Below are 26,617 nucleotides of genomic sequence, written 5' to 3' on the forward strand. Positions count from 1 at the left end.
CCCATCACCCACGGGCACGGGCCGCGTCCAGCACGGGCCGGCGCGCGACCGTCAGCACGTGCGTGTCGGGCCACTCGACGGGGTCGCCCGTCGCGGCGTCCGTCAGCGTCGCCACGGGCGCGATCGAGTGCTCGACGAGCCACTCGTTGCGCCACGCGCCGCTCTCTGGCCCCAGCTCGAAGCCCGCACCCGCCAGCAGGTCGGCCCACGCGTCGCCGTCCAGGTCGCAGAACCGCTCGTGGCACTCGGACAGCCAGTTGTCGGCGTAGTCCTTGGTCGTGAGGAACTCCATGGCGTCGCGCAGCGTGAGCCGGAACGTCGCGGGCTCGACCTCCTCGACCGCGAACGACGCACCGGACAGGCGCGGGAAGTCGACCGCGAACTGGCGCATCCGCGAGGCCGTCGACAACCCCCGGACGTGCGCGGCGACGTCGGGCCGCGCCCACTCGTCGAGGTCCGTCACGACGCCCGGGCTCGCGCCGTCGTCGTCCCGGAGGGTCAGGTGCACCACGCGGTCGCCGTCCGCGGGGCCGCACACGTCGCTGTTGATCCACACCCCGCCGGGGCGGGTGTGGACGAAGGTGCGCCGCGCGAACCGTCCGACGTCGGGGACGCCCTCGCCGTACGAGGAGATCTCGTGCGTCAGGGCGATCGTGACGGTCGTGTCGACGCTGCGCTCGGGCATGACCTCCCCGCGCAGGATGTTGGCCTGCACGAACCACACGTTGGGGTTCGCGAACACGCCCTGCGTCTTCTTGTGCTCGGCCTCGGCCACGAGGTGGCGCGCGACGTCGACGCCGAACAGGTCCGACTCGTGCAGGCGCGGCTCGGCCGCGACGAGCTCGAGCAGCCCACCCGTCGCGCACCCGATGTCGACGATCCGCCCCGGGAGCACGTACGGGCGCACCTGCTCCCACTTGCGGCGCGAGGCGTCCTCGAACGCCGCGGCGTACGTCCGGTAGTCGCGCGTCGCGGTCAGGTCGCCGTCGCCCGAGACGACCGGGTCGGCGAAGACCTGGGCGATCTGCGCCTCGAGCCCGTAGCGCCGGAAGAAGCCCGGCACGACGGGGTGTGCGACGTCGGTCCACGTCGGGTCCCCCGCGGCCAGGCGCCCGACGGCGTCCCACGGGCGGGCAGGCCCCTCGCCCTGGGCGTCGGTCGCGTCGAGCTCGACGCCCACGACGCGGTACCCGAGCTCCTGGTAGGCCGCGATGACCTCGGGGGTCGAGCAGGCCACGACCGTGTCGTGCGGGTCGAGCGTCACGGCGTGACCGGTCGCCGTCTCGACCGTGGTCGCGACGAGGTGCGCGAACCGCGGGTGCGGCGCCACGTCCGGGACCGGGACCACGAGGCTCGGCAGGTGCTCGACCGCCGTCACGTGCTCGATGAGCGCCTCGCGCCGGTGCCCCGGGACGGGGTTGCGTCGCGTGCCCGCGTGGTTCGCGGACGTCACGGCCCACACGACCACCGCGTCCGGGGAGCAGCGGACGGGGACGCCGTCGAGGTCGCTCACCAGCCCGGCGCGCAGCGCCCGCAGGTAGTCGACCTGGAAGCGGGTCACGAGGTGGTGGCGCCCCGGGAAGAGGACATGACGGACGAGCGGGGCTGAAGGCACCCGCGTACCTTCGCGCGCCGGCGGGGTCCGTCGCAAGCCGGGAGCCACGACGGCGGACGGTGCGGGCGGTCAGGCTCCCTGACGACGCACCGCACGCCCCAGCCTCCGGGCAGCCTCGACGAGCGCGTCCTCGGACGTGTCCCCGAACGAGAGCCGCAGGTGCCGTGCCGCGTCCGTCCCCGGCCCGGACGGGAAGTACGACCCTCGCTGGTAGAGCACGCCCTCGTCGGCCGCGTGCTCCGCCAGGAGCTCGGTGTCGATCGTGTCGTCGACGACCCGGGGCCACAGGAACAGGCCGCCCTCGGGGACCTCGACCTCGAACGCGCCCGGCGCCTCCCGCTCGAGGGCCTCCGCGAGAGCCACGGCCCGACGGCGGTACAGGGCCCGCGCAGTGTCGAGGGTGTCGTCGAAGAAGCCCTCGCGGGACGTCAGGACCTCGGCGACGACGGCCTGGACGAAGGTCGAGGAGTGGGAGTCGTGGCGGCTGCGCAACGCCTGGACGTCCGCCGCCAGATGCTCCGGCAGCACGACCCACCCCAGGCGCAGCCCCGGGCCCAGGGTCTTGGTGAACGTGTTGACGTGCACGACGTGGCTCGAACGGTTGAACGGCTCGACGTCCTGCGGCTCACCGTGGAACCGCAGCTCGCGGTACGGGTTGTCGGCGAGGACCACGAAGCCGTAGCGCTCCGCGAGGCGGACCAGCTCGTGGCGCTGCTCGCTCGGCAGCGTGCCCTGCGACGGGTTGTGGAAGTCCGGGACGGTGTAGAGCGCCGCCGGGCGCAGACCCTCGTCGAGCAGCCGGGCCAGCGCCTCGACGTCGAGCCCGCGAGCCCCCACGGGGACCGGCACGACCCGGCCCGCCGACAGCTCGAGCCCACGCAGGAACAGCGGGAACACCGGGTTGTCCACCGCCACCAGGCCGCCACGCTCGACGACGACCTGCAGCGCCAGCGCGAGGCCGTGGAACCCCCCGTTCGTGACCAGGACCCGCTCGACCGGGACCCGCTCACGCTCCGCGATCCACTCCCTGAGCACCGGCAGACCAGCCGTGCGGGAGTACTGCAGCGCGGGTTGCCCCGGCCTGGCGAGGACCCGGGCGGTCGCCTCGGCCAGCTCGGTCGCGGGCAGGACGCTCGGGTCCGGGATCCCGCCGAGCAGCTCGATCGCGTGCGGGTTGCGGTCCCGCAACGTGGTGTCGCCGAACCCCTGCGGTGCGGTGAAGGCGGCGACGAGCTCGGTGGGGGTGTGCGCCGGCGTGGGCGAGGCGGTCGTGGGCGAGGCGGTCAGCGTCATGGTGCGCTCCTGGTGGGCGGGATCGTGGGCGGGGCGGGACGGGGGCGGGGCGTGATGGGGGCAGGGTCAGCGGGCGCGCGGGATCGACTGGAGCAGGGCGCGGGTGTACGGCTCCTGCGGATCGGCGAACACCTGCTCGATCGCCCCCTGCTCCACGACCCGCCCCTTCTCGAGCACCGTCACCGTGTCGGCGACCTGTCGGACCAGGCCGAGGTCGTGGGAGACGAAGAGGTAGGTCAGTCCGTGCTCGACCTGGAGGCGGAACAGGACGTCGAGGATGTCCGCCTGCACCGTCACGTCCAGGGCCGAGGTCGGCTCGTCGAGCACGATGACGTCGGGGCGCAGCACCAGCGCGCGAGCGAGTGCGACCCGCTGTCGTTGCCCTCCGGACAGCGCCGCCGGGCGCCGCGCGAGGTACTGGTCCCCCAGACCGACGCTCGTGAGCGCCTCCTCGACCAGCCCGGCGCGCTCACCGCGTCCACCGACCCCGAACCGGTCGAGGGGTTCGCGCACGATCCGGGACACCCGCCACGTGGGGTCGAGCGACGTGAACGGGTTCTGGTAGACGAGCTGCAGGTGGCGGCGGAGCGAGCGCAGGTCCGAGCGGGAGCGGCCGACGACGGACTCCCCACCCACGCGGATGTCCCCCGAGTCCGGTTGCTCGAGCCCGAGCAGCATGCGTACCGCGGTCGTCTTGCCCGACCCCGACTCCCCCACGATCGCGTGGGTCCGACCAGCGGCCACGGTGAACGAGACGTCCTGGGCCGCCACGACGGGAGCGGCCCCCGCGGTGAACGTCTTGCCGACCGCACGGAACTCGATCTGCGCAGCCGTGGCGGCCCGGCCCTTCACACCCTGGGGCGGTCGGGCCTGCGCGGCCGGCCTCGCCTGCGTGGCCGGCAGGTCCTGCGCGGCGCGCCGCAGCGCCTTCAGGTCGCGGTACCGGTCGGGGTGCAGCGCCGGCACGTCGGCGTGGAGCCTGCGCGTGTACTCCGAACGGGGCGAGACCAGGACGGTGCGGGCCGGTCCCGTCTCCTGGACCCGGCCGGACCGCAGGACGACCAGCGAGTCCGCGCGCTCGGCGGCGATCGCGAGGTCGTGGGTGATCAGGAGCACCCCGAGGTCGAGCGAGGACTGCAGCTCGGTCAGCAGGTCCAGGATCCGCCGCTGGATCGTCACGTCGAGCGCCGAGGTCGGCTCGTCCGCGACCAGCAGCGCGGGGCCCGGCAGGATCGCGAGGCCGATCAGGACCCGCTGCAGCATGCCGCCCGAGAGGTGGTGCGGGTAGGCGGCGTAGACGCGCTCGGGGTCGTCGAGGCCCACCTGTGCGAACACCTCGAGGATCCGCTCCTTCCGGGCCTCGACGTCGCGGATGCCCAGCAGGGCGGCGGCCTCGTGCGCCTGGGCCCCGACGGTTCGCACGGCGTTGAGCGCGTTCGCCGGGTCCTGCGGCACGAAACCCACGGTCCGGCCTCGGAGGGGACGGAACTGTCGGTCCGACAACGCGAGCACCTCCTGCCCCACGAGGTCCACGGTGCCGTGCGCCGTCGCACCCTGCGGGAGCAGGCGCAGGACCGCCTTCGCGATCGTCGACTTCCCCGACCCGGACTCCCCGATGAGCGCGACGCTCTCGCCACGGCGCACCGTGAACGCCACGTCGTGGACCACCTCGTCGTGCCGGTACGCGACGGACAGCCCTTCGACGCGCAGGAGCGCGCTGCGAGCGTGCTCGGCCGTGGCTGCCGTGGCTGCCGTGGCGGCCTCCGTTGCCGCGGTCTCGGCCAGGGCCACGGCCGAGGTCGCGGCCGCCGCAGCGGCGCCACCCCCTGCCACCGCGTCGATCTGAGCGGACATGTCTCGCCTTCCTGGGGAGCTGATGGTCACGAGCTCCGGCGCAGCCAGCGGCTGATCCGGTTGACGCCGAGGACGACCACGACGATGACCGTCGCGGGGGCGAGCACGAGCCAGGGTGCGAGGGGGTAGTCCTTGCCTGCCGAGACGAGCAGGCCCCAGTCCGAGGCCGGCGGCGGATCGCCGTACCCCAGGAACGCGAGCCCGGCGATGACGAGGATCGAGACCCCGAACTGCAGCACCGAGAGGGCGAGCACCGACCGGTAGGAGTTCGGCAGGATGTGCCGGAACAGGACGTGCAGCCTGGACCCACCGTGGAGCGCCGCGGCCTCGACGAACGGTGTCCGCGAGATCTTGAGGACCTCGGCGCGCATGACCCGGGCGAAGACGGCCACTGCCGAGACGCCCGTGGCGATCGCGGCGTTGATGGTCTCGAACCCGAGCGAGCTCACGACGACGACGGCCAGCAGGAAGCTGGGGACCGCCAGGAGGACGTCGACCAGCCTGCCCAGCACGCTGTCGACCCAACGGCCCAGGAATCCGCTGAGCAGACCGACGAGCCCGCCGACGACCACGCCGATGAGGACCGCGACCAGTGCGCTGAGCACCGACGACGCCGTGCCGTGCACGACGCGGGCGAACAGGTCGCGCCCGAGGTGGTCGGTGCCGAACCAGTACGTCGAGCTCGGGGCCAGGAACTTCTGCGCGGGGTCCCCGTTCGCGGGGTCGGCCGAGGTGAAGACGGCGGGCATCACCGACCACAGCACCACCAGGGCGATCACCGCGAACGACAGGAGCAGGGACGGCGCGACGCCAGGTCGCGCTCGCGGGGCGACGGGGGCGCTGACCGGTCCGGCGAGGAGCGAGGACGCCATCAGGCACGCACCCCCACGACGGTGGTCTCGGTCGAGGGATCGAGCCCGCTCGTGCCGGTCGTGCCGACGGATGCCTCGCCGGGTCGCGCCGGCCCCCTGCCCACCCCGCCGGTCCGCGTGCCGGCCGACGCGCCGGCCCGCAGCCGGGGGTCGAGCAGCGGGTAGGCCAGGTCGGTCACCAGGTTGACCGCGACGAAGACCAGGGCGGCCAGCGCGACCACCGCCTGGAGGACCGGTAGGTCCTGGCTCGTGACCGCGGACTGCACGAGCGTGCCGATCCCGTTGCGTCCGAAGATCGTCTCGGTGATGAGGGACCCGCCCAGCAGCTCGCCGACCGCGAGGGCAAGGACGGTCAGCACGGGCAGCGCCGAGGGCTTGACGAGGTGCCTCCAGAACAGCGCCGTGCCGCTCAACCCCCGGGACCGGGCGACCGCGACGTAGTCCTGCTCGCGCTCGTGGTCGAGGTTCGCGACGAGGACCTCGGCGATCTGGGCCGAGACCGGGATGCCCAGGGCCGTGGCGGCCACGAGGGTCGCGACGGGCCCGTTGGCCTCGGTGATGCGGAAGAGCCCGAGCTGGAACGCGAGCACCTGGATGAGGACGATCCCGATGATGAAGGTCGGGACGGACAGGGACAGCGACGGAAGGGCCCGTACGAGTTCCTGCCCGTACCTCCTGGGCAGGAACTGGGTCCCGTAGGCGATCAGGAGCGCGAGCACCACGGCGACCACGAGCGCGGTGAGGGCGAGCGTCAGGGTCGCGGGCAGCGCCTCGCCGATCCGCTCGGACACGTCGAGGTTCGAGCGCAAGGAGACCCCCAGGTCGCCTTGCAGGAACCGGGACAGCGAGAGCCAGAGCTGGACCACCGCGGGTTCGTCGAGCCGGTAGTAGGCGATGATCGAGGCGATCTCCTCCTCGCTGAACCCGTTCTGCGGGTCGCGCAGCGTGTTCGTGACCGGGTCCCCGGGCAGCACGCTGATCACCAGGAAGGTGAAGACGTAGGTCAGCAGGACGACGACGACGGCCTGCACCACGCGCCTGCCCACGAAGCCCCCGTAGTGCTTGTTCACGATGTCCGTCCTCGCGGGTCGCGGCCGAGGCTCCCGACCGGGCCGGCGAGCCGGCCCCGCACCGACCCGGCGCACGTCACGAGAGCCAGGCCGTGGAGTAGTTGGCGTAGGCGACGCCGTTGAACGTCGTGCCGTGGATCTCGGGCGACTGGAGGTAGACGCGCTGGACGATCTGGGTGAGCGGCACGAAGTAGCCCTGATCGAGCACGTACGTCTCGAGCTCGTCGACGAGCTCGGCCCTCGTGCCCCGGTCCGCCGCGTCGGCGATCCCGGCCCGGAGCGCGTTGAGCGTCGGGTCGCTCTCGCCGACCGCGAACCAGTCCTCGCCGCCGTCGGTGCTCGTGAGGACGTTCGCGACCGTGCCCACGTCGATGAAGCTGCGGGTCACGTTGGACAGGGCGACCGACGTGTTGCCGTTGATGCGGTCCAGGTATCCCGCGACGTCGAGCTTCTGCAGCTCGACCTCGAAGCCGATCGACGTGAGCTGTTGCGCGACGAGCTCCTCGACGGGCTGCGAGGTGCTCAGGTAGGGGGTCGGGTAGAGCGTGAGCGTGAGCCGTTGGCCGTCCTTGACCCGGACGCCGTCAGGACCCTCGTCCCAGCCGGCCTCGTCGAGCAGCCGCGCCGACTCCTTCGGGTCGTAGGTGAGGAGGTCGGCGTGGTCTCCCGCCTCGGGGACGCCGCTCTGGATGAAGGACTCGGCGGGCAGCCAGTCCTCGGTGTAGACCGTCGAGAGGAGCTCGTTGCGGTCGATACCGTGCTGCACGGCCTGCCGCACCCGCACGTCGTCGAAGAACGGGGCCTTCGTGCTGACCTTGTACCCGTGCACGAACCCGAGGTAGCGCGGCGTCTCGACGACGAAGCCGTTCTCGCGAAGGGCAGAGATCTCCTGCGGGGAGATGTTGAACGCGACGTCGGCCTGGTGGGACTGGACGGCCGACGAGCGCAGCGAGTCCTCCTTGACGATCTTGTAGGTGACCGAGTCGAGGTAGGCCGCCCCCGTGTGCCCCAGCGCCTCGGGACCCCACGCGTAGTCGTCGCGCCGGGTCAGCACGACGCTGTCGCCCTCGGCCCACGACTCGACGACGAACGGTCCGCTGCCGGTCTGCCGGAGCAGGTCACCCTGCTCCTCGAGGCTGAGGCCGATGCTTGCCGGGGCGAGCAGTATCGAGCCGTGATAGCCGAGCGTGGCGATGAAGCCGAGCGTCGGCTGCGTGAAGTGCACCTTGACGGTCGTCGCGTCGACCGCCTCCGAACGGTCGTAGGACGCGGAGGGAAAGAGGCCGATCCGGGTGATCCCGCGTTCGGGGTCCCCCGTGGCCCAGCTGTCGATGTTGGCGACGACCGCGGCGGCGTCGAGCGGGCTGCCGTCGGAGAAGGTCACGCCCTCCTTGAGGTGGAGCGTGAACTCGCGCGCGTCGTCGCTCTCCTCCCAGCTCTCGGCGACCCAGGGGCTGATGTTCCCCTCGGGGTCCACGTAGACGAGCTTGTCGGTGATGTGCCCCCACACGTTGCCCTCGTAGCTGGAGATCGCGCTCTTGCTCGGTGCCCAGCCGGCGTCGAAGTTGTTGATGAGCACGGTGATGTCCCCACCCTGCCGGGGGCTGGAGGACTCGCCCGGCGAGGCTCCGGCTCCTCCCGTCGCGCACGCGGCGAGCAGTGCGGCAGCGGTCCCCGCGACGACGGCGAGGCGCGCGGTCCGGGTCAGCGCCCACAGGCGGTGGGCGGTCTGGGTGCGGTTCACGGGAGTGACCTCCTGAGGTGGGTCAGGTCTGGCGCGGGGCCGGTCGGCCGCACGGGAGGGACGGTGGGGTTCATGGGGCGCTCGCGTACGCGTCGGCCCGGGGGATCGCCTTGCCGGGGTTGAGCAGGTCGTCCGGGTCGAGGGCGTGCTTGATCGCGCGTTGTGCCTGGACGGTGCGTTCACCGAGCTCGAGCCCGGCCCAGTCGAGCTTGGTCGACCCGATGCCGTGCTCGCCGGACACGGTCCCGCCGCGGGACAGGGCGAAGCGCACGAGGTCGGTCGCGGCGTCGATCAGGTCGTCGGGCAGGACCGCGGGGTCTGCGCCCGGGCTGATCAGGCGGGAGACCACGGGGTGCAGGTTGCCGTCGCCCGCGTGGGCGACCGCGGACACGTCGACGCCGTAGCGTGCCTCGATCTCGGAGAAGTAGGCGTACACGTCGGGCAGGGCCGAGCGCGGGACGGCGATGTCCTCGCCGACGAGCCAGCGCGGGACGCCCTGGCCGAACCCGCGACCCGAGCGACGCAGCTCCCAGAGCCGCTGCGCGTCCTCGGCGGTCTCGGCCCGGACGGTCCCGCCGACGGCGACCAGCGCCGCGGTCAGGTCCCGCTCCTGCTCGTCGATCCCGTACCCGTCGATCTCCACGAGGACGAGGGACGCGCCCCGCGTGCGCAGGTCCGAGCCGGAGGCCCGGTCGATGTCGCGCAGGGTGGGTTCGTCGAGGAACTCCACGATCGCCGGTCGCACGGGGGTCGCGGTGATCGCGGCGAGCGCGCGGGCGCCGTCGGGCGTGCTCGGGAAGAACGCGGTGAGGGTGCGCCGTGCGACCGGGACGGGGTGCAGACGCAGGGTCGCGCCCACGACGATCCCCAGCACGCCCTCCGAGCCGACGAACAGCGAGACGAGGTCCAGGCCCGTGACTCCCTTGACGGAACGCTGCCCGACCGAGATCAGGCTCCCGTCGGCCAGCACCACGTCGAGCGCCAGCACGGACTCGCGCGTGACCCCGTACTTGGCGCACCGCAGGCCGCCGGCGTTCGTGGCGATGTTCCCGCCGAGCGTCGAGATCTCGTGGCTCGCCGGGTCGGGCGCGTAGAACAGGCCGTACGGTGCGAGGTGCGTGTTGAGGTCGGCGTTGAGGACGCCCGGCTCCACGACGGCGAGCTCGTCGAGCGGCGCGACCTCCACGATGCGGCGCAGCCGCTCGGTCGAGATCACGAGCTGGTCGGGCCGCGCGGACGCCCCTCCGGACAGCCCGGTCCCGGCCCCACGGGGCACGACCTGCACGCCGAGCGACGCCGCGGTCCGGACGAGCGCCTGGACCTCGTGCGGGGTGGTCGGGAGTGCCACGGTCGGACCATCGTGCCCGGCGGCCGCGGCCCGGGTGCCGGCGTCGTGCAGGTAGGCGGCGGTCCGGGTGGACGCCGGGAGCACCGTGATCCCTGGGTGCTCACGAGCCAGCGCCTCGATGAGGGTCATGATCGGGTCTCCGTAGGTCGGGTCGTCGGGTGGCCGTGACCCTACGGACACACCGTCGCCTTTCAAGGGGCGGGACGGTTCGTCTCAGGATGCAGGCGCACGTAACGTCGCCCCGTCGCGGCCGGTGTTACCTCCCCTCGTCACCGTCGGCGTTCCGTGCCATCGTGGAAGAGGCGCCGACGACGCCACCCCTCTGTGGATCTGCCGTGGACAAGGAGCACCCGATGGTCTCGACGAGCAACGCATTCAGCAGCTTCTCGGTGAACGACCTGGACGCCGCGCGGGCGTTCTACGCCGACGTCGTGGGCATCGAGGTCGACCAGACCCCCATGGGCCTGGACCTGCGCCTCGGGTCGGGCGGGCACGTGTTCGTCTACCCCAAGAAGAACCACGTCGCGGCGTCGTTCACGGTCCTCAACTTCGGGGTCGACGACGTCGAGGCAGCCGTCGACGAGCTCGTCGCGAAGGGCGTCGAGTTCGAGCGCTACGTGGGGTTCGACCAGGACGACAAGGGCATCGCCCGCGGCCCCGAGGGCCCGGCGATCGCCTGGTTCAAGGACCCGGCGCGCAACGTCCTCGCGATCCTGAGCAACCCGTGAGCACCGCGGTCTCGTCGCACGAGCACCTCCTGGCGGCGCACGGCGACGCCATCGGGGCGTTCGACCACCTGGTCCGGCGGGTCCAGGACGACCAGTGGGACCTGCCCACGCCCGACGACGAGTGGACCGTCCACGACCTCGTCAACCACCTGGTCTCGGAACAGCTCTGGGCGCCCGAGCTGCTCGCAGGGCGAACGGTCGAGGACGTGGGGTCGGTGTTCGACGGCGACGTCCTGGGCGACGACCCGATCGACGCGTGGATCGACGCGTCGACCCAGTCGCGCGAGGCGTTCCTGGTCCCCGGCGCCCTGGACCGGGTGGTGCACCTGTCGTACGGCGACGCCCCGGCGACCGAGTACGCGCACCAGATGACGTTCGACCTCACGGTGCACGCGTGGGACCTGGCCCAGGGCATCGGCGTCGACGCGGACCTCGGGTCGGAGCTCGTGGCGTTCGTCCTGGGCTACGCCCGGCGTCGCAAGGGCATGTTCGCGGCGAGCCGCCTGTTCGCGGGCCCGCTCCCCGTGCCCGACGACGCGCCCGACCTCACGAGGCTGCTCGCCCTGGCAGGGCGTCAGACCTGAGAGGGGCGGGCTCCTCAGGGACGACGACGGCGCCCGGCCCGGGTAGGGCGGGGCGCCGTCGCGTGGTGCGTGGTGTGCGGGTGGTGCGTCGCTCGGCGGGTCAGTGCGTGCCGGTGGCTGCCTCGGTCTGGCGGCGGGCGATGCGGATCATGTCCTCGCGGGGCACGACCTTGACGCGCTCGCGCCCGTGCGGCTCCCCCAGGGTGCGCTCGTGGGCGTCCAGGACCTCCCAGTCGGCCCACTGGACGACGTCGACCCCGCGCTCGGTCAGGAACTCCACGATGCTCTCCGGCTCGGGGTGGGCGGCCGTGCGGGAGTCGGCGAGGTCCTCGACGAGGTGGCGGACGGTCTCGGACGCGTCGGACTTGGTGTGCCCGATCAGCCCGACCGGGCCACGCTTGATCCACCCCGTGGCATACACCCCCGGGATCTGCGCACCATCGATGTCGATCACCCGACCCTCACGGTTGGGAATCACACCCTTGAGATCGTCGAACGGGATCTCGGGCAACGGCGACCCGAAGTACCCCACCGCGCGGTAGACCGCCTGCACCGGCCACTCGACAAACTCCCCCGTCCCGCTGACGGTCCCGTCCCCGTTCAACCGCGTCCGCTCCGTGCGCAACCCCTCGACCTTGCCATCCCCCAGCACCGCGACCGGCGCATGCAGGAAATGCAGGTGCAACCGCCGCGAAGCCGTGAACTCCGACGGGTCCTTCAACGTCCAGTCCGTCAACGTCTTGACGACCTGCTTCGTCTGGTTCGAGGAGTTGATCGCCGCCATCGACCCCTCGTCGAACTCGAAGTCCTCCGGATACACGATCACGTCCACGTCCGGCACGTGCCCCAGCTCGCGCAGCTCCAGCGGGGAGAACTTCGCCTGCGCCGGACCACGACGCGCGAACACGTGCACGTCCGTCACCGGCGACTCCTTCAACCCCTGGTACACGTTCTCCGGGATCTCCGTCGGCAGAAGATCATCAGCATGCTTGGCCAGCACCCGCGCCACGTCCAGCGCCACGTTCCCCGCCCCCAGCACCGCGACCTGCCGAGCCTCGAGCGGCCACGTGCGCGGCACGTCCGGGTGACCGTCGTACCACGACACGAAATCGGCCGCACCGAACGAACCCGGCAGATCGATCCCCTCGATCGCCAACGCCGCATCCCGGATCGAGCCCGTCGAGAAGATCACCGCGTCATAGAACTGCCGCAGATCATCCAGCTTCAGATCCACCCCGTACTCGACATTGGCGAGCAGGCGCACATCACCACGCGCCAACACCTTGTGCAACGCCACGATGATCTGCTTGATCCGCGGATGATCCGGAGCCACCCCGTACCGCACCAACCCGAACGGCGCAGGAAGACGCTCGAACAGGTCGATACTCACCTCGACGTCCGTCTTCGACAGAATGTCCGCCGCATAGATACCAGCAGGACCAGCGCCAACAATGGCGACACGCAACGGACGAGAGCTGCTCACAGGAAAGAACGCCTTCCGGTCGAGGAGGGGAGAGGCGGTCCACGCCGGGGTCGGCAGCCGCACCCTTCGACGGTACGTCCTCAACCAGGGTTGAGGTCAAGGTGCACGGTGGAAGCGGCGGGGAGGACCCTGGGGACGGCCGTGCGTGACCGTCAACTGATCATCGACCTGTCCGTGAGTGCAAGCGCCGCCCCGGTGACGGTAAGGCAGCACCGCTGCCGTCTGCCCCTGAGGACTCGGGAAGCCCGGACGGGTCCGCGAACCGTCAGGGCTCGTAGCCCTCGACGAAGCCTCGGATCTCCCGTCGCAGGTCGTCCTCGGTCATCGGCTCTCCCCTCGAGCTACCGATCGAGAACCCATATCCCTCGATCGGCCCGTTCCGCCAGGAGAAGTCGTAGCTCCCGGGTTCGTGGGGCCTGTCGGTGACCGTGAACTCCTGACCGTCGACCGTCAGGTGCCACACCTGAGGGGCCCTTCGGGGTGCAGCGCTGGCCCGGCTCTGCAGCCGCTCGATCCGCGGCCTCAGGAGCGCGTCCATCACCGCCGGGTCCTCCCATGTCTGGACGCTGACGAGCAGCCGGTGCGGGCCGAGGTCCCGGTGCCACGCGCCGCCCACGGGAACGAGCTCGATGTCGTAGACCACCGGGACGTCCGGGTCGCCGATCGGCTCCGGGACGTAGCCGTCGGGGAGATCGTCCTCCGAGAAGAAGAAGTTCGGTCGCACCGTCTGCTCGGCCCACGCCCGCGCCTCGTCCACGACGGCGTCGAACACCGTCGCCAGCCGCTCCGACGTGGGCCTGACGTCGCGCCCGGTGGGCACCTCGGTCAGCCGGTCCCACCACTCGCGCCACTCCGCCGCGAGCGCCGCCGACTCGTCCCCCGGCAACGCCTCGACCTCGATGCGGGGGACGAGCGCCGGAACGTCGTCGGCCACGGGCAGCGCCAGACGGTCGCGGACGAACAGGGCCACCGTGAAGCCGGTGCCGCGCCCCACGTTGATGTTCCGCAGGTCCTGTGGTTCGTGCGTCATCGCTCACCTCGTCGTCGGTCCGGCAGGAGCCGGACCGCCCATGCTAGGCCGTCGGTGACGTCCCACCGTGCGTCTCGTGCGTCGTCATGACCGGAAGGCGATGGCCCGCATCTCGGCGCCACGCCGGGCGACGCAGGACACCTGCCGAGCAGGTTCGGCCCACCGGGATCCGTGCTCGCCGAGCGGGACCGGTGCCCGCTCAGCGAACACTCCCCCGCGAGAGTTCCCCGTCCGGCTGCGCGAGGGTCTCGTCGCTCGCGCCGCACGCCCCGAGCCGCGTGGCCCCCGCCCCGAGCAGCTCACAGGTGGCCACCACGGGTCCCCGATGACCTCGTGTCGATGCCCCGGTGAACGCCTCGGGAACGTTCGGGGAACCGGGCCGCTCACGCCACTTTCCGGTCACTTCGCCCTCCTAGGGTGACGGCGTCCACCCGCTCGTGACTGGAGCCCCACCCCATGACCTCCGTGTCATCCCCTGTGCGCCCCGCGCCACCCGCACGCCGTCGGACGATCCCCGGACGGGCCCCGGCGGCCCGGTCCCGCTTCACGCGCCCCACCCCACGGGCCCTGCGCACCTGGCTCGCGTTCCTGCTGCTCGCGGGGCCCAACGTGGTCCTGCTGCTCGTGTTCGTCTACCGCCCGCTGCTGCAGAGCTTCTACTACTCGACCCTGCAGTGGAACATGGGCTCGCCCACGGCCCGCTCGGTCGGCCTCGGCAACTACGTCGAGTGGTTCCAGGACCCGACGACGGCCGACGTCATGGTCACGACGGGCGTCTTCACGGTCGCGACCGTGGGTGGCTCGCTGATCCTGGGCCTGGGCCTGGCCCTGCTGCTGAACCGCCGCCTGAAGGGCCGCGGGTTCGCGCGGACCGTGGTGTTCGCGCCCTACGTGCTGTCGGGCGTCGCGGTCGGCATGCTGTGGCTGTTCATCTTCGACCCGCGCTACGGCCTGCTCTCGGCGGGCCTGCGCGCGATCGGGCTCGAGTCCCCCGACTGGTACACGACCTCGCCCTGGGCGCTCGTCATGATCATCGTCGTCTACCTGTGGAAGAACGTCGGGTACGTCGCCCTGATCTTCCTGGCCGGTCTCCAGGCCGTCCCGCTCGAGCTCAAGCAGGCAGCAGCCCTCGACGGCGCGTCCTCGGCCCGCACGTTCCGCTCGATCGTCCTGCCGCTGCTCGCACCCACGACCTTCTTCCTCACGGTCACGACGCTGCTGAGCTCGCTCCAGTCGTTCGACATCATCCAGGCCATGACCAAGGGCGGGCCGCTCGGCTCGACCACGACGCTCATGTACCAGATCTACGAGGAGGGCTTCGTGACCGGCCGCGCCGGCTACGCGTCGGCCGTCGCGACGATCCTGTTCCTCCTGCTGCTGGTCGTCACGGTCGTCCAGCTGCGCTTCGTCGAGAAGAAGGTGCACTACGCATGAGCGTCCAGAACCCGGTGCGAGAGTCCCCGGCCCCCGCGCCGCACCAGTCCTCGACCGCAGCCTCGGGCGCGCCCAGCGCTCAGCACGCCGGACCACCCGTGGACGCACCACCGGCCCCCGTCGGTGCCGGCCACCGCCCGACCGGCGGCCGACCGCCGGAACGCACGCGCCGTCGTCGGCCCCTGTACCTGGGCTCGTACGCGACCCTGCTGGTCGCGACCGTCGTCATGGCGCTGCCGCTCGTGTGGATGGTGCTCGCGAGCTTCAAGCGCCCCGACGAGCTGTACTCGATCCCGCTCCAGTGGCTCCCGCAGAACCTCGACCTCGCGAACTACGTCCAGACGACGCAGAGCATCCCCGTCGGGCAGCTGTTCCTCAACAGCGTGGGCCTGACGGTCGTCGGCTCGACGCTCAAGCTGCTGCTCGGCCTGTGCTGCGCGTACGCGCTCGTGTTCCTCGACGTCCCGTTCAAGCGCGCGGTCTTCGTCCTGGTCCTGTTCACGCTGCTCATCCCGCAGCAGATCACGATCATCCCCAACTACACGCTCGTCGCCCAGCTCGGGTGGCTCAACACCTACCAGGGCATCCTCGTGCCGGGCCTGGCGAGCGCGTTCGGGACCTTCCTGTTCCGTCAGCACTTCCTGTCGCTGCCGATCTCGATCCTCGAGGCCGCCGAGCTCGACGGCGCGGGCCACTGGCGCAAGCTGTGGCGCTTCGTCGTGCCGCTGTCCTACCCCACCATCGCGGCCGTCGCGCTCGTGTCCGTCGTCGCCGAGTGGAACGACTACCTGTGGCCGTTCCTCGTGACCGACGACGCCGAGAAGATGACGCTCCCCGTCGGCCTCACGCTCCTGCAGAGCGTCGACGGCATGAACAACTGGGGCGTCCTGATGGCCGCGACCGTGCTCGTGACCCTCCCGATCCTGATCGTCTTCCTGTTCCTCCAGCGCCGGCTCGTCGCCGGGCTCACCGCCGGAGCCGTGACCGGCTGACACGCCGGTCCTCCCCTGTCCCCCGGCGCCTGCCGGATCGCTGTTCCCCACCCCAAGGAGCATCACGTGAACCAGCCCCTGCCCGCCCAGTGGACCCCGTCGCGACGCGACGTGCTGCGCCTCGGCGGCCTCGGCGCCCTCGCCCTCTCCCTCGCCGCGTGCGCGGGACCGACCGTCGGCGGCACGTCCGCCCCGTCCGCCTCCGCGGGCACCGACTGGTCGACGATCAAGCCCGCCTCGCAGATCACGTGGTGGAGCAACCACCCCGGCGCCTCCAAGGCCATCGAGGAGGAGCTGATCCGCCGCTTCACCGCGAAGCACCCCGACATCGCGGTCAAGCTCGTGACCGCGGGCGCCGGGTACGACGAGGTCGCGCAGCGCTTCCAGGCCGCGTCGTCGTCGAACAACCTGCCCGACCTCGTCATCGCGAGCGACGTGTGGTGGTTCCGCTACTACGTCAACGGCCAGGTCCTGCCGCTCGACGACGTGTTCGCGCACCTCGACGTCGACGTCGCCGACTACAACCCGACGCTGTACGGCGACTACGCGTACGGGCAGAAGCACTGGGCCGTGCCGTACGCGCGCTCGACGCCGCTCTTCTACTACAACAAGACCATGTGGGCCGCTGCGGGCCTGCCGGACCGCGGTCCCGCGACGTGGGCCGAGCTCGCCGAGTGGGCCCCCGCCCTGCGCGCCCAGGTCCCGGCCGACGGCGCCCCGCTCGGCCTCGCGACGGGCACCTCGTGGGCCGCCTGGTGGTTCGAGAACATGCTGTGGGGCCAGGGCGGGCAGTACAGCGACGAGTTCACGGTCACGCTCGACACCCCGCAGGCCCTGGCCGCGGGCGACTTCCTGCACGACCTGTTCCACGGGTCGAAGGTCGCGGGCGTCGGGACCGACGCCGGGGCCGACTTCGCCGCGGGCATCTTCGCCTCGACCATCGGGTCCACGGGCAGCCTCACGGGCCTGCTCGACGCCGCGTCGTTCGAGCTCGGCACGGCCTACCTGCCCGACGGGCCGTCGGGCTCCGGGACGCCCACGGGCGGCACGGGCCTGGCCATCCCGGCCTCGCGCACGCCCGAGCAGCAGCTCGCCGCGGCCATGTTCCTCGCCTTCATCACGGACCCGGAGAACACCGCATACTTCTCCCAGAACACCGGGTACATGCCGGTGCGCACGTCCGCGGTCGAGGGAGAGACCATGAGCAGCATCTACGCGGCCACGCCGCAGTTCCGCACGGCGGTCGACCAGCTCGCCGAGAAGTCCCGCTCGCAGGACTGGGTCCGGGTGTTCGTGCCCGGCGGGGACCAGATCCTCACCGACGGGATCGAGCAGATCGTCCTCAAGGGCACTCCCGCCGCCGAGGCGTTCGCGTCGATCACGCCGCGCCTCGAGAAGGCGTACCAGGAGAACGTGGAGCCCTACCTGTGACGCGCGCGTTCCGGGTCGTCGCGCACCGGGGGAACTCGTCCGTCGCGCCGCAGAACACGCTCGCGGCGTTCGAGGCCGCGTGGCGCGCGGGAGCGGACAGCATCGAGATCGACGTCCAGCTCACCGCGGACGGCGAGGTCGTCGTGATCCACGACGACACCCTGGACGCGACGACGGACGGGACCGGCCGGGTCGACGCGCTCACGCTCGCGGACGTCCGCGCCGTGGACGCGGGCTCGTGGTTCGCCCCTGCCTACGCCGGGCAGCGCGTCCCGACGTTCGCGGAGGTCGTGGACTTCCTCGTCACGCACCCGGGCATCGACCTCCTGGTGGAGGTCAAGGGCGACTGGGGTCCCGACGACGTCCGCAAGGTCACCGAGCCCGTCCAGCGCGCCGGGCTCACCGACCGCGTGATCGGGCAGAGCTTCTGGCCCTCGACGGTCGCGGCGCTGGCGAAGGTGGCCCCGGACCTGCGCCGCGGCCTCCTCGTCGGTGAGTACTCCGACGACCTGCTCGCGACCTGCGCGGAGCTGGGCGTCATGACGTGCAACCCGGCAGGACACCTGCTGGTCGAGCGCCCCGGACTGGTCGACGAGCTCCAGGGCGACGGCCTCGAGGTGCAGGTGTGGACCCTCGACGAGCCCGCACAGTGGACCTTGGCGCTCGTGGCCGGCGTCGACGCGGTCATCACCGACCGCCCCGACCGCCTCCGGGGGTGGCTCGCGGGACGCTGATCCCGCCCGCTGCCCCGCGCGCCCCGCCGCGGCCCCGCCGAGAAGTGAGTAGATGCCCCTGGATCGTGCGATCCGGGGGCATCTCCTCACTTCTCGGCGGACCGTGAGCACGCGTCCGCCCGGTTGCCGGTCGCCTGGTCTCGGCACACGATGACGGAGCGGCCACTGCCGACCGCACGCGACGGACCCGGGGGCCGGCATGCGCACAGCGAGGGACGGACGAGACGACACCCACCGGTGGCGAAGAGCCACCGCGGTGATCGGCGTCGCCGCCCTGCTCGGCGTCGGCGTGGTCGCCGGCGCCCCCGTGACAGCGCCCGCGCTGGCCGCCTCGCCGCCCGACACCGTCGACACCGGCGACCCGCCGCCGCCCGCCGACCCGACGACGCCGGACGGCCTCGAGGGGCCGGCAGCCGTCCCGGACGAGACCGTCGTCGAGGTGCCCCCGACGGCCCCCGGCGTCGTGCCGAACGCCAACACCCTGCCGGTGGCCTGGGTCGGCACGCCGGACCAGCGCCCGGGCACCCCCGCCCTGCTCACGCTCCAGGCGGCGATCAACGCCGCCCCGGCCGGTGCCACGGTCTCGTTCGACCCGAACGACTACGCGTTCACCGGCACGATCACCGTCCCGCGGGCCGTGACGCTCGACAGCAGCAGCGCCTCGACGCTCTACACCCGCTTCACGGTCAGCGGAGGCGGCCTGACGCTCGACGACGACGTCACGATCGGTGCGGCCAACACGGGCGCGATCGTCTCGGTCACCGCGTCGGACGTCGTGCTGTCCAACCTCACGATCCGTAACCCCACCCCGGTGGCCCGCCCCACGGGGGTCCAGCTCGGCGCGAACGTGACGGGCGTCGTGATCGACGGCCTGGACATGGACGGCGCGAACGCGGTCTCGTCGTTCGGGGTCAACCTCACGACGGGGGCCGCGAGGATCACGGGAGCCCGGATCGTCGGCGTCGCCACGGGCATCACCGCGACCGCGGCCTCGACCGCCGGCGGCGTCGTGGTCTCCGGTGGCACGATCAGCGCCTCGACGTCGGGCATCTCGCTGGGCACGACGACCACGCCGAGCGTGTCGGGCGTCAGCGTGACCAGCACGCCGAGCAGCGTGGGCACCGGCATCGACCTGTCGAACTCCTCCGGCGCACTGGTCGACGCGGTCACCGTGACCGGCTTCGCCCGCGGGATCGGTACGGCTCCGGCGAACACTCGCACCGGCCCCACGATCACGGGCGCGGTCGTCGAAGAGAGCACCCGGGAGGGCATCTCGCTCGGCGCGACGACCGGTGCGAGAGTCTCGGACGCCCGGATCAGGCTGCCAGACCTCTCCTCCCCGAATCCCCCGACCCCCTCTACTCCCTCGACGGGCATCCTCACGCTGCTCGCCACCGGGGTCGTGATCGAGCGCCCGACGATCACGAGCGCGACGTACGGCATCACCACGAGCGCGGCGAACACGGGCGCGGGCCCGACGATCACCGACCCCACCATCACCGCCCTGGGCGGCATCACCCTCGGCTCGACCCAGAACGCCGTGGTCACGGGCGCGGTGCTCGACGCCGGCACCTGGGGGCCCACCGGCACCGGCATCAACCTCGTCAACGCCGGACGCGTCACGGTCTCGGACGTGTCCGCCACGGGGTTCCTCTACGCGATCGGGGCGCAGTCCAACTTCGACGAAGCCACCTCGGACCGCGTGGACATCTCGATCTCGGACATCGACGTGGTCGGAGCGCCCGACGCGTCGAGCGGCGTGTACCTGCTGGGCGCGCGCAACGCGACGATCACCCGCGTCACCGCGAACCTCACGGGCGCCGCGCTCGTCATCCACCAGTCGATCGGGGTCACGGCCCAGGACATCACCGTGACGGGGCACGAGGGGCCGACCTCGGTCACGGGAGCCGCGATCCTGCGCGCCTACGGGTCGCAGGACGTCGACGTCGACCGCTCCTCGATCGACGCCGGGTCGTACGGGTTCTTCTACTCCGCGACCGACGGGTCGACCGTGACGAACGCGACCGTCGCGAACCTCGTCGAGTACGGGGTGTACGGGCGCAGCGTCGCGAACCTCGACGTCAGCGCGACGACGTTCACGGGCAACTCCGGGGTGGGGCTCTTCGTCGTCACGACCCCCGCGAACGGGATCAGCCACGACATCGCCGTGCACGACAGCACCATGACCGACAACGACGGCGGGATCCGCGTGCTCCAGGGCACGACCGGTGTGCAGGTCGTGCGCAACACCGTGAGCGGCCAGCCCGACGTCGTGTCCGCCGGCCCGGCTCACGACCTCCTCGTCGCCGACAACACGATCTCCCAGACGGGCGGCGACGGGCTCGCCGCGATCAGCGTCGCCCCGTCGTGGGCCGACGGCGCGCTCCCGGACTCGTACTCGTCGTCCGACGTGCGGGTCACGGGCAACGCGTTCACCGGTGGGGGCACCTGGATCCAGGTCGGCACGGCGGACCCCGGGTCGCCCGAGGCCGCCCGGCGGACGCTGCGCGACGACGTGCTCGTCACGGGCAACTCGTTCCCGGCGGCCAGCGCGGCGATCCGCACGTACGCGAACGCGGTCGTCGGCGAGGACTCCGCACCTGCCCTCGCCCGCGCGCTGCCGGTCGACGGCCCGGTCGCCGTGGACGCCCGGGACCACGGCACCCCCAACGACTGGGGGTCGGCGTGCCGGGCCACGGGCTTCCTCGACGGCGTCTCGTACTACGACGGCGGCGGCGCCGAGGTGCACGAGCTCACCGAGGCTCCCGTGCTCTACCCGATGAGCTGCATCGACCTGTCCCTCACGCAGGCCCTCGCCGTGGACCCCGACGCCGTCCGGCGCGCGGGCGACCTGGTCACCTGGACGCTGACCCCGCACAACGCCGGCCCGCGCGTCGCCCCGGCCGGGTGGACGGTCACCCAGCTCCTGCCCGACGGCGCCACGCTCGTCTCGATGTCGGGCGACGGCTACACGGTCGACGGGACCACGGCGACCGCCACGGGCGACCTTCCTGTCGATGCCGACGGGCCGCCGCTGACCGTGACCGCACGCGTGATCGCCCCTGCCCCCGGTGCGGGCAGCATGCGCGACGTCGCCTACGTGACCCCCGCCCCGGACACCGACCTCGACGAGGACGGCTTCGTGGACCCGGTCGTGGAACGGTTCAGCCCCCTCGTCGTGCCCACGATCGACACGGACACCGATACCTCCCCGACCGACAACGACGCCCAGGGCGTGTGGTCGACCGTGGGCGACACGGTGCCCGGACGAGGCGGCGCGAGCACGCTCCCCACCACCGGGGCGGACGCGGCCCTCGCTGCTCTCGCCGCGCTCCTCCTGCTTGGCACCGGAATCGCTGTCACGACCCTGTCGCGCCGGCCGCAGCGCCTCGCCGAGAAGTGAGTACACGCCCCTGCATCTCGTGATTCAGGGGCGTGTACTCACTTCTCGGCGTTCGGGTCCGTCGCGCTCAGCCCCGCGCGTCGACCATCCGGGCCCCCGACACGACCCCCGACAGCCCGCGCCGGTCACGCGTGCACAGGACCGAGACGACCGCCACGACGGCGACGAGAGAACCGAGGGGCGCTGCGACGTCGGGCAGGAGGCCACCACCCGGGACCTCCGCCAGGATCAGGCACACGCCCCACAGGCCGCCCGACGTGGAGCCGCGCACCACACGCCGGGCCGTCGTCCCCCGGCCCAGGCCGTCCGCACCGACCGCGCCCTCGGCCGCGTCCGCCGTCCAGCGCGGCTCGAGCCACATCGCCCGCTGACCCCACGACGCCCCGCTCCCCAGGAACGGCGGCACGAGAAGGACCAGGACCACGGGCACGACGGCACCGAGCACGACGTCGACCGCACCCGCCTCGACCGGGACGTCCTGCCCCAGCGCGACGAGCGCCACCCGGTAGAACAGGACCAGCGCCGTCCCGGTGACCGACACCAGGAACGCGTCGAGCAGCATCCCCAGCCACCGCCGCCACACCGTGACCCGGCGCGGCACGCCCCGCTCGGTCGCGAGGTCGGTCGAGCGCGGCATCCACCGCAGGACCACCGGCGCGATGAGCGCACCGACCAACCCGCCCAGGGTGTTCGTCAGGAGGTCGTCGACATCGGCCAGGCGGTACGAGCACGGGATGAGACCGAAGATGCCCGTGCCCTGCGTCGTCTCGATGAGCAGCGACGCCGCGAACGCGGACAGCACCGTGAGCGGCAGGCGCCACCCGAAGAAGCGCCGCACGAGCACTCCCCACGGGACGAACAGCACCACGTTGAACACCGTCTGGAGCACGGCCGGGCTGCGCAGGCGCGCCGCCGCGCTCATCCCCGCGGTGTCCCGACGGATGTCCTCGACGAACTGGAACGGGTCGAGCTGCGGCCCCGAGAACCCGTGCTGCGCGCACCACAGCGCGAGGTCGCCCGACGGCAGCGGCAGGAGCGTGTACGCCACGAGCGCGACGCCGTAGACCGCGACCGCCGCCGACCCGAGCAGGCGGGGCCAGCTCAGCCGCCCGTACCGGCGGTACTGCCAGACCACGATCGGCAGCAGGAACATCACGAAGACGACGACCCCGCCGATCACGCCCACGTACGCGGGCCAGGTCCACCTGCTCACGACGAGACCCTAACCAGGGCCGCCCGGCGCGGCGCGGTGGAGCCGGGTCGTGTGCGTCACGGCGGGGCGGCCGAGGGCCCGTGCGGGGTGGTGGGTCGGTCGCCGTCGGCGGGTCGGCGCGTCACCGCCGACGGGCGGATGCGTCAGGCGTCAGGCGTCCCCGTCGTGACCGGCGTCGCCCTGCGACTCGCCGCGCCCCAGGTCGCGGTCGCCGGGGCGGTCCCGCTCGGCGGTGCGCGCGCCCGCGTGGTCCCGGTCCCGCTCGTCGGCGTCGTCCTGCGAGGCCGCCGCGTCGCGCTCGTCCTCGACCCGGTTCCGCTCGGCCGTCTCCTCGCGCTCGTCGATGACCTCCTGGCCCGGGCCGGCGAACGCCTTGGAGCGCTCCCGCCCCTCGGCCGTGCCACTGAAGAAGGCCGACTCGGACGCGCCGCCGGGCAGGTCCTCGGGACCGACCTCCTCCGTACGGTCCGTCTCGTCCGCGCCGTACGCGTCGCCCCGCCCACCGGTCCGGACCGGCCCGTCCGCCGCCGCGAGCGCCGCCTCGGCCGGGGTCATGACCCGCGTCTCGACGACGTCCTCGGGGGCGCTGATCCGCCCGATCACGCGGGACTGGTCGCGCACCGAGACGCGCCGCGTCGCCTGGCGCGTCGACAACGGCGGCTGCCCGGGGATGCCGGGTCCGACGGGGATCGCGGGCGGGAGCTGCGCCTCGGGCGCTGGTTCGGGAGTCGCGGGCTGGGCCGCGACCCCGGGCGCGACGTCGGGTTCCTCGCTGATGCGCCCTTCCTCGACGCCCTCGAAGCGTGTGCGGGGCAGCGAGTCGGCGCTCGACCGCTGGAGCCACTCGACGAGCCCCTCGCGCACGAAGCAGCGCAGGTCGAACAGGGTCGGGGCGTCGCGCGCGCTCACGAGCGCCCGCACCCTGACCACGCCGTTGATCGCGTCGGTCACCTGGAGGATGCCCACGCGCTGGTCCCACAGGTCGGTGTGCGCGAGGAGCCGCTTGAGCTCGGCGCGCATGGCACCGAACGGCACCCGGAAGTCCAGGTCGAGCTCGACCGTGCCGAGCAGGTCGGCGGCGCGCCTGGTCCAGTTCTGGAAGGGCGTCGTCGTGAAGTAGGTGCACGGCATGATGAGGCGCCGGTCGTCCCACAGGTGCACCACGACGTACGTCATGGTGATCTCCTCGATCCGCCCCCACTCGCCCTCGAGGACCACGACGTCGTCGACCCGGATCCCGTCCGTGAACGCGATCTGCATGCCCGCGAACACGTTCGCGAGCGACGTCTGGGCCGCGAGGCCCGCGACGATCGAGATGACACCGGCCGACGCGAGGATGCTCGCGCCCGCGGCGCGCGCCGCAGGGAACGTCAGAAGCACGGCCGCGATCGCGCAGATGACGATGATCGCGACCGTCAGACGACGCACCACGATGATCTGCGTACGGATGCGCCGCGCGTGCCGGTTGTCGACCACGTCGACCCGGAAGCGCTTGAGCGCGCTGTCCTCGAGCACGAACGCGAGCGCCCCCACCCACCACGCGCCCGCCGCGATGAGTGCGATCAGGAGCGCGTGCTCGACTGCAGGGCGCCAGCTCACCGACGGGTCCGTCGTGACCCGCACCGCGATCCACACCGCGACGATCATGAGCACCGCACGGTCCGGGCGGCGCAGGCGCCGGGAGATGTCCCGTGCGAGCTCGCTGCGCCGTCCGAGGCGGTTCACGACCGCCGAGATGATCGTGCCCACCACGAACGCGGCCACCAACGCTCCCGCGACGGCGGCCAGGGTCAGAGCGACGTCCGTCGCGTTCTCGATCTCCTCGTCCATCCGTCCACGCTATGGCCGGACGCTGGAAGTCGCCTGGACAGGCGCTGGGCAGGGCGCCGTCGGGGACGGCTTCGGCGCGCCGTCGCCCGCGCGGCCGGACCGTCTCAGCGCGCCAGCCACGGTGCCAGACGGCGAGTCACCCACGGCAGGACGGCGTACGTCATGATCGGGGTCAGCACGAGCGTCGTCACGAGCACCCTCGGGAGCACGGGCAGGTCGCCGAAGCTCGGGACCGCCCAGGACATGAGGAGCGTGAACGCGAGATTCACGGGGAAGAACCCCAGCCAGATGCTCACCGACTGCTTCCACCGGGCCGGCGGCCGCTCGCCGCTGACCTGCGGCTCGTCGACCCGCGCCGGGACGTCGAACCACCCCTCGATGCCCGTGCGGCGCTCGACCCGCTGCTCCTCCACGAGCCCCTGCCCCTCCTGGAGCCACGCGACGCGCTCGGGCGAGGAGTCCCACGCGTCGAGCGTCGCCTCGTCGGCGAAGCGGTAGAGCATGTGCCAGTCGTGCGAGTCCTTCGCGGCGCGCACCCAGCCCGACCCGAGGAAGCCCGGGTAGGTGTTGGCCATGTTGACCCCTGCCTGGACCCATCGCGTCGCGTCCGGGACCAGGTCGGGGTGGATACGGCGGTGGACGGAGACGGTGACGGGTCGGTCCGGGGATCGCCCGGCCGTGCCCGTGGGAGGAAGGGTCATGGGGCGAGTACACGACGCCGACGTTTCCGGGGTGTGACGACCCGGCCGTCGTGGGACGGCACGTCCCGACAGGTGGGCGCTCCCGCGCGTCCCGGACCCCTCCCGGGGTGCCCGGGTTCCGCCCCGTGCGCGCGACCGCGCTACGTCGAGGCGCCGTGCTGGTCGAGCAGGTGGCGTGAGACCGTCTCGATCACGCCGTACGGGACGGGCTCGGACAGCATGAACTTGAGAGTCCCCTTCGAGGCGCGGTACGGGGCGACGAGCCTTTCGAAGTCCTCGTCGCCGTCGAGCACCGGGTACAGGCTCACGTGGTGCTTCCACCCCGCGAAGTACACGACCACCCTGCCCCGGACCGTCACGGCCGGGATCTGGTAGCTGATCTTCTCGCCGGCGTCGGGCACGACCCGGTGGATCGTCCGGCGCATCTCCTGCAGGACCGCCTGGGTCTCGGGCGGGAAGGAGCCGATGTACTCGTCGACGGTCGCGAACGTCCCGGTCATGCCGGCCTCCCCGTGGTCGGTCCCCGCGGGCTGCGGGGGTTCCCACCTCCTACTGTCTCGCGCGATCGGGTGAAGGGCCTGCGGGAGCGTCCCTCGCGGGCACCTGCCGTGCCCCTCGAGGGGCACGGTCACGCTCGCCCGCCCATACTGACGAGATGATCTCCTGGGACCTGGCCCTCGCCCTGCGCGAGGCGGGAGTGCGCTGGCACCCCGAGTCCGGCGACCGCTTCCGGCTCCTGGCGACCGGCCCCACGGGCGACCTCTTCACGGTCAGCGACATGACGATCGAGCCCCACGAGTTCGACACCGGCGTGATCCTCGGCTTCAACGGCACGACCGAGTGGGCGCTCGACTCGGTCGCTCTCGAGGACGCGCTCTGGCACCCGCTCGAACCCCAGCTCCGCGCCCTGCTCGGTGGGACCTTCCGCTGGCTCCAGCGTTTCGTCGAGGACGACGACGCCCCCGCCTACCTCGTCGAGATCGAGCTCGCGGGGCGCAAGGTCGCGTTCCGCGCCCACGACCCGGCCGACGCCTACGGCGAGGCTCTCCTGCACCTGGTCGCGGCGTCGTCGGGCCCCTCGGAGGGCCCCCCGCCCTCGCCGGGCTCCGGGAACGGACGCGGGGTGGCGACCTGACCGCCGAGGGCCGCCCCTCCGACGCGCCCGTCGACGAGACGCCGCCACCCGACGGCGTACCCGCGACGGGCCCGAGCGACACCTCGTCCCGTCCCCCGGACCCCGAGGGCCCCCCGGCGGCGA

The 26,617-nt window shown here is 72.4% G+C and carries 21 protein-coding genes; 8 read left to right on the forward strand and 13 right to left on the reverse strand.

Going from position 1 to position 26,617, the window contains the following annotated elements:
* Positions 1–4: 4 nt before the first annotated feature.
* The 7 genes from JOD49_RS08480 to JOD49_RS08510 form a co-directional block, all read right to left on the reverse strand.
* Positions 5–1,615, reverse strand: coding sequence for a methyltransferase domain-containing protein (locus tag JOD49_RS08480; protein WP_205306781.1), 1,611 nt, complete (start codon positions 1,613–1,615; stop codon positions 5–7).
* Positions 1,616–1,684: 69 nt separating this feature from the next.
* Positions 1,685–2,908, reverse strand: coding sequence for an aminotransferase-like domain-containing protein (locus JOD49_RS08485; protein WP_205306782.1), 1,224 nt, complete (start codon positions 2,906–2,908; stop codon positions 1,685–1,687).
* A gap of 66 nt (positions 2,909–2,974) precedes the next feature.
* Positions 2,975–4,762, reverse strand: a complete 1,788-nt coding sequence (locus JOD49_RS08490; RefSeq protein ID WP_205306783.1) for a dipeptide ABC transporter ATP-binding protein — start codon at positions 4,760–4,762, stop codon at positions 2,975–2,977.
* A 26-nt stretch (positions 4,763–4,788) separates the two neighbouring features.
* Positions 4,789–5,634, reverse strand: coding sequence for an ABC transporter permease (locus JOD49_RS08495; RefSeq protein WP_205306784.1), 846 nt, complete (start codon positions 5,632–5,634; stop codon positions 4,789–4,791).
* Positions 5,634–6,704 (reverse strand): ABC transporter permease, encoded by a 1,071-nt coding sequence (locus tag JOD49_RS08500; RefSeq protein ID WP_205306785.1) that lies wholly within the window; start codon positions 6,702–6,704, stop codon positions 5,634–5,636. The genes JOD49_RS08495 and JOD49_RS08500 overlap by 1 nt, the downstream gene beginning before the upstream one ends.
* A gap of 76 nt (positions 6,705–6,780) precedes the next feature.
* Positions 6,781–8,448: an ABC transporter substrate-binding protein gene (locus JOD49_RS08505; RefSeq protein WP_307822454.1), complete on the reverse strand. Its 1,668-nt coding sequence runs from the start codon at positions 8,446–8,448 to the stop codon at positions 6,781–6,783.
* A gap of 70 nt (positions 8,449–8,518) precedes the next feature.
* Positions 8,519–9,925: an FAD-binding oxidoreductase gene (locus JOD49_RS08510; RefSeq protein ID WP_205306786.1), complete on the reverse strand. Its 1,407-nt coding sequence runs from the start codon at positions 9,923–9,925 to the stop codon at positions 8,519–8,521.
* A 224-nt stretch (positions 9,926–10,149) separates the two neighbouring features.
* Between JOD49_RS08510 and JOD49_RS08515 the strand changes: the two genes are divergently transcribed.
* The gene (locus JOD49_RS08515) at positions 10,150–10,524 is read left to right on the forward strand and encodes a VOC family protein (RefSeq protein ID WP_205306787.1); all 375 of its coding nucleotides are present in this window, start codon (positions 10,150–10,152) and stop codon (positions 10,522–10,524) included.
* Positions 10,521–11,108, forward strand: coding sequence for a TIGR03086 family metal-binding protein (locus JOD49_RS08520; protein WP_205306788.1), 588 nt, complete (start codon positions 10,521–10,523; stop codon positions 11,106–11,108). Before JOD49_RS08515 ends, JOD49_RS08520 begins: the two co-directional genes overlap by 4 nt.
* Before the next feature lie 100 nt (positions 11,109–11,208).
* Here JOD49_RS08520 and JOD49_RS08525 read toward each other — a convergent pair whose 3' ends face one another.
* Entirely contained in the window at positions 11,209–12,591 is a 1,383-nt protein-coding gene (locus JOD49_RS08525) for an FAD-dependent oxidoreductase (protein WP_205308884.1), read from the reverse strand.
* Positions 12,592–12,856: 265 nt separating this feature from the next.
* The gene (locus JOD49_RS08530) at positions 12,857–13,621 is read right to left on the reverse strand and encodes a hypothetical protein (RefSeq protein ID WP_205306789.1); all 765 of its coding nucleotides are present in this window, start codon (positions 13,619–13,621) and stop codon (positions 12,857–12,859) included.
* A 456-nt stretch (positions 13,622–14,077) separates the two neighbouring features.
* Between JOD49_RS08530 and JOD49_RS08535 the strand changes: the two genes are divergently transcribed.
* From JOD49_RS08535 to JOD49_RS08555, 5 genes are all read left to right on the forward strand, one after another.
* On the forward strand, positions 14,078–15,055 hold the full coding sequence (locus JOD49_RS08535) for a carbohydrate ABC transporter permease (protein ID WP_205306790.1): 978 nt from the start codon (positions 14,078–14,080) through the stop codon (positions 15,053–15,055).
* Positions 15,052–16,047 (forward strand): carbohydrate ABC transporter permease, encoded by a 996-nt coding sequence (locus tag JOD49_RS08540; protein WP_205306791.1) that lies wholly within the window; start codon positions 15,052–15,054, stop codon positions 16,045–16,047. The genes JOD49_RS08535 and JOD49_RS08540 overlap by 4 nt, the downstream gene beginning before the upstream one ends.
* Before the next feature lie 66 nt (positions 16,048–16,113).
* Positions 16,114–17,478, forward strand: a complete 1,365-nt coding sequence (locus JOD49_RS08545; RefSeq protein WP_307822455.1) for an ABC transporter substrate-binding protein — start codon at positions 16,114–16,116, stop codon at positions 17,476–17,478.
* Positions 17,475–18,212, forward strand: coding sequence for a glycerophosphodiester phosphodiesterase (locus JOD49_RS08550; RefSeq protein WP_205306792.1), 738 nt, complete (start codon positions 17,475–17,477; stop codon positions 18,210–18,212). Before JOD49_RS08545 ends, JOD49_RS08550 begins: the two co-directional genes overlap by 4 nt.
* A 256-nt stretch (positions 18,213–18,468) precedes the next feature.
* Positions 18,469–21,615, forward strand: coding sequence for a right-handed parallel beta-helix repeat-containing protein (locus tag JOD49_RS08555; RefSeq protein WP_205306793.1), 3,147 nt, complete (start codon positions 18,469–18,471; stop codon positions 21,613–21,615).
* 67 nt (positions 21,616–21,682) lie between these two features.
* Here JOD49_RS08555 and JOD49_RS08560 read toward each other — a convergent pair whose 3' ends face one another.
* The 4 genes from JOD49_RS08560 to JOD49_RS08575 form a co-directional block, all read right to left on the reverse strand.
* Positions 21,683–22,828 carry a VanZ family protein gene (locus JOD49_RS08560; protein ID WP_205306794.1) on the reverse strand — a complete coding sequence of 382 codons (1,146 nt, stop codon included), beginning with the start codon at positions 22,826–22,828 and terminating at the stop codon, positions 21,683–21,685.
* Positions 22,829–22,978: 150 nt separating this feature from the next.
* Positions 22,979–24,658 (reverse strand): mechanosensitive ion channel domain-containing protein, encoded by a 1,680-nt coding sequence (locus JOD49_RS08565; RefSeq protein WP_205306795.1) that lies wholly within the window; start codon positions 24,656–24,658, stop codon positions 22,979–22,981.
* Between the two features lie 104 nt (positions 24,659–24,762).
* Entirely contained in the window at positions 24,763–25,359 is a 597-nt protein-coding gene (locus JOD49_RS08570) for an antibiotic biosynthesis monooxygenase (RefSeq protein ID WP_205306796.1), read from the reverse strand.
* Between the two features lie 140 nt (positions 25,360–25,499).
* The gene (locus JOD49_RS08575) at positions 25,500–25,859 is read right to left on the reverse strand and encodes an iron chaperone (protein WP_205306797.1); all 360 of its coding nucleotides are present in this window, start codon (positions 25,857–25,859) and stop codon (positions 25,500–25,502) included.
* Positions 25,860–26,014: 155 nt separating this feature from the next.
* Here JOD49_RS08575 and JOD49_RS08580 point away from each other — a divergent pair, with 155 nt between their 5' ends.
* Positions 26,015–26,494, forward strand: a complete 480-nt coding sequence (locus JOD49_RS08580; protein ID WP_205306798.1) for a hypothetical protein — start codon at positions 26,015–26,017, stop codon at positions 26,492–26,494.
* Positions 26,495–26,617: the final 123 nt, after the last annotated feature.

Source organism: Oerskovia jenensis (assembly GCF_016907235.1).
Taxonomy (GTDB): domain Bacteria; phylum Actinomycetota; class Actinomycetes; order Actinomycetales; family Cellulomonadaceae; genus Oerskovia; species Oerskovia jenensis.

Excerpts from the sequence above, each read along its gene's own strand:
- JOD49_RS08485 (WP_205306782.1), bottom strand. The coding sequence starts at position 2,908 with ATGACGCTGACCGCCTCGCCCACGACCGCCTCGCCCACGCCGGCGCAC.
- JOD49_RS08490 (WP_205306783.1), bottom strand. The coding sequence starts at position 4,762 with ATGTCCGCTCAGATCGACGCGGTGGCAGGGGGTGGCGCCGCTGCGGCG.
- JOD49_RS08495 (WP_205306784.1), bottom strand. The coding sequence starts at position 5,634 with ATGGCGTCCTCGCTCCTCGCCGGACCGGTCAGCGCCCCCGTCGCCCCG.
- JOD49_RS08510 (WP_205306786.1), bottom strand. The coding sequence starts at position 9,925 with ATGACCCTCATCGAGGCGCTGGCTCGTGAGCACCCAGGGATCACGGTG.
- JOD49_RS08515 (WP_205306787.1), top strand. The coding sequence starts at position 10,150 with ATGGTCTCGACGAGCAACGCATTCAGCAGCTTCTCGGTGAACGACCTG.
- JOD49_RS08530 (WP_205306789.1), bottom strand. The coding sequence starts at position 13,621 with ATGACGCACGAACCACAGGACCTGCGGAACATCAACGTGGGGCGCGGC.
- JOD49_RS08535 (WP_205306790.1), top strand. The coding sequence starts at position 14,078 with ATGACCTCCGTGTCATCCCCTGTGCGCCCCGCGCCACCCGCACGCCGT.
- JOD49_RS08540 (WP_205306791.1), top strand. The coding sequence starts at position 15,052 with ATGAGCGTCCAGAACCCGGTGCGAGAGTCCCCGGCCCCCGCGCCGCAC.
- JOD49_RS08565 (WP_205306795.1), bottom strand. The coding sequence starts at position 24,658 with ATGGACGAGGAGATCGAGAACGCGACGGACGTCGCTCTGACCCTGGCC.
- JOD49_RS08570 (WP_205306796.1), bottom strand. The coding sequence starts at position 25,359 with ATGACCCTTCCTCCCACGGGCACGGCCGGGCGATCCCCGGACCGACCC.
- JOD49_RS08575 (WP_205306797.1), bottom strand. The coding sequence starts at position 25,859 with ATGACCGGGACGTTCGCGACCGTCGACGAGTACATCGGCTCCTTCCCG.
- JOD49_RS08580 (WP_205306798.1), top strand. The coding sequence starts at position 26,015 with ATGATCTCCTGGGACCTGGCCCTCGCCCTGCGCGAGGCGGGAGTGCGC.